Annotated in this window: 1 protein-coding gene; it reads left to right on the top strand. The window is 39.7% G+C overall.

Annotated features, from left to right (window positions below; all coding sequences use genetic code 11):
- The first annotated feature begins 72 nt into the window (after window positions 1-72).
- Window positions 73-3,222, top strand: coding sequence for a VirD4-like conjugal transfer protein, CD1115 family (locus AALA56_RS09835; protein ID WP_369909859.1), 3,150 nt, complete (start codon window positions 73-75; stop codon window positions 3,220-3,222).
- Window positions 3,223-3,264: the final 42 nt, after the last annotated feature.

Here is a 3,264-nt window from a genome sequence, read left to right as displayed (position 1 = left end):
AAATTTTTCTCTTTTCGAGTTTCTATGGAGAGAAGATAAGGCGTTTTCTAGAAGAAAGCAGGGGTGAGCGCTATGTTTAGTTGGCTAGAAGCGATTTATTACACTCTCATTCAACTAGCTAAAGTGAGTATCTTCAATACATTTCTTTTGATGAGTTTTGTTCTGTATCTTTGTTATCAAGGGTTCAAGTTTTTCAAACAGCCTTTGTTGACACTTTTCCAGAAGATAAAGCAGCTCATCACTAATAGGGACAGTGTTTGGGAAAGTATCAAGGCTAAAAAAGATACTTTTCTGTATTCTTGTAAACATCGCAAAGATATTGATTGGAAATCAAAGAGCAGGGCAGTAGGTGAGAAGACGTGGCGTTTCATTAAACGTTTAGTGGTTGTTATTCCTTCTTTGTTGCTGCTTGTTTTTGGGAATCTTCTCTTTCGTCTCATTTATCAGATTCCTTTTGTCAAGCAAGACAGAAAACGGTTCGACAAAGAAATGAAGCCGCTACTTTACTTCAAGAATTATCGCAGTTTTGTCTACATGGGACTAGGATTTAGCTTGATTGCTTTTATCCTAACGAACTACTTAGTGACTGCTTTACGAGCTGCCATTCGCTTTATTTATTTCTCAGTTGTAACGTTAAGAGATAACAGTCAGGTGGTAAACTTCAATGTCGATAGTTTGTTACTTCATAATTTGTTCAATATCAAGGTATTTGTTCTAGCGCCTATCTTAGCGATACCTATTTTTATCATTGGGTTAATCATTGCTTGGCGTTCTGCCTGGGTTAATTTTGAGCAATATCGTGATTATAACCACAACGAAGAAGGTGATGACCGCTTTGCGACTGCTAAAGAAATTCACCAGCAGTATAAGAAAATTCCAAATAAAACAGAAACCTATCCAGGAGAAGGAGGTGTGCCAGTCCTCCATGAAACAAGGAAAAATCTAACGGGATTAACACTAGGTTCTCAGATGCTTTGGCAAAATCGGACTTTTAGCCGCTATATGACAAATGCGGAAAGAATTTTAGGAATCTATGCTAAGGCTTCAGGGGACTATTTCATTGATGATAGCACAACAAACATGCTTGGTGTAGGGATGACTCGCTCTGGTAAAGGCGAAGGGCATATTACGACGACTATTGATATCAATGGTCGTGCAGAGATTCAACCCTCACTGATTATTGCAGACCCAAAAGGAGAACACTATCAGTCTTCTTATAAGACTATGCGCCGTCGTGGCTATGATGTCAATGTCCTTTCTTTCCAAAATATGGACTGGTCAATGTCATATAACCCTTTGGCACTTGCTATAGATGCTGCTCAAAAAGGCTACTACGAAAAGACACAAACCCGTGTCAATGCCGTAGCAGAAGCTATCTATCGTAAAACAAAGCCAGGAATGGGTGATGGAAATGCTAAATATTGGGAAGATACCTCTATCTCGCTGTTCAATGCGATTGCAATGGCTTTAATTGACCGTGCTAATGAAACTTTTAAGAATGGAGAGGAGGATGCTTGGGACACCGTAACGGTTCGTAATATCGCTAAATTCTTGACAGATTTAGGGTCAGAAGAGGTCTTTGTCAATGATTTTGGAGAAATTATTGAAAACCCAGACCGTGAGCAACAAGTTAAGAAGAAGTCCAAAATTACCGTTTACTTTGATAATCTGCGTAAGATTAACCAGAAACAGTTCTCTAAATTCAGAGATATGGCAGACCTTAACTTTAGGTCATCTGACTTTGCTTCTGAAGAAACTAAGGGAAATGTCTTCTCTAGCATGATGTCAGGGATTAACCTCTTCTTACAAGATAATATTGCTAAACTGACCTCTAAAAACTCGATTGATTTAGAGTCTGTCGGTTTTCCACGTCGCTTATCTATCAAGTTCCGCTCTAGTTCAAATGCAGCGATGCGTAATGAGTATGCTCATAAGACAGCTAAGATTACCATTACCAGTCAAGCAGCTTGGGGAAAAACGACAAGGCAAGTAACCCATGTGGATGCAGACACAGCGCTTGTCGATGGTGAAGGTTATCTTACCTACGTCATAGCGCCTAAATTACCAAATAACTTTTTAGTAAGTATTGACTTTGATCACGAGAATAACGGTACTTCTAGTATGCGTCGCCAAACCTTTCAATTTTCAGCTGAAAAGGTTTATAAGAAGCGTGGGAAGATTATCTATCTGGATGACTATACCAAGAAGCCTGTCCTTGACCATATCAAAGTATCCATTCTACACCAACAAGAAGGAGACTTGCTCCAAGAATCTGATATTGATTTAGTCTATTCTGATAGCCCTAAAGTCATTTATCTGGTAACTCCTCCCAATAGAACCGAATACAATAGTCTTGTTTCTCTCTTCCTAGATCAGTTATTTAACGCCAACTATGAACTAGCTCTCTCAAATGGTCGTAAGTGCGTTAATCGGCTTCTCCATATCCTAGATGAGTTCACTAATATTCCAGCCATTCCTCACATGGATACGAAAATTTCTATTGGTCTTGGTCAAAATATCTTGTACTATCTCTGGATTCAAAACTTGGAACAGCTTACGGATAAATACGGAGAGAATACAGCTAAGACCATTAGAGATAACTGTTCGATCCAAATTTACGTAAAATCAACATCTGATGCGACAAATACAGCCTTCAGTAAAGCTCTAGGTTCTCGTACGATTACACGTCGCAGACGCTCCAGCAATATCCTAGATGAGGCTAATCCGAATGTTGCTATTGAGAACCCTAAGCAAGAGCTCTTAACACCAACACAACTAGCCAAACTTCAAGAAGGAGAAGCGGTTATTCTTCGTGGGGTGAAAGGTCGAGACAATGCAGGGCGTAAGGTGACAACAGACCCTATCTTCTTACATGAGAAAACAAGTTTTCCCTATCGCTATATGTTCCTGCAAGATGAGTTTGACCACAGCATGACTTTGGCTGATATTCCAGTAGATAGTGCTCATAGAGAGCTTGAATTGCAAGATATTGCCGTAGACGCACAAAGCACCTTTGACAAGATCATTGCTTGGCGTAGAAGCTTGACAGACCGTATAGGAACAAACGGAGAGGAACCGAAACTGGCTACAAGACGACAAGAAATAAAACCTCTTGGTCAAGCACAGTTCACTTCGCCAGACGAGTTGACTCAGGCGGTGATTGCAGATGTTTTTGATGAGGAAGATGATGAGACAGGGTTATTTGTGGATGATGTTATTTAATAAGATGTGCAAATAGTTATATAATAAGTTGCGCAAAAATAG

Source organism: Streptococcus hyointestinalis (genome assembly GCF_041225505.1).
GTDB classification, from domain to species: domain Bacteria; phylum Bacillota; class Bacilli; order Lactobacillales; family Streptococcaceae; genus Streptococcus; species Streptococcus hyointestinalis_B.
Note: the sequence above shows the minus strand (reverse complement) of the source record. Positions and strands in the feature narration are given on the sequence as shown.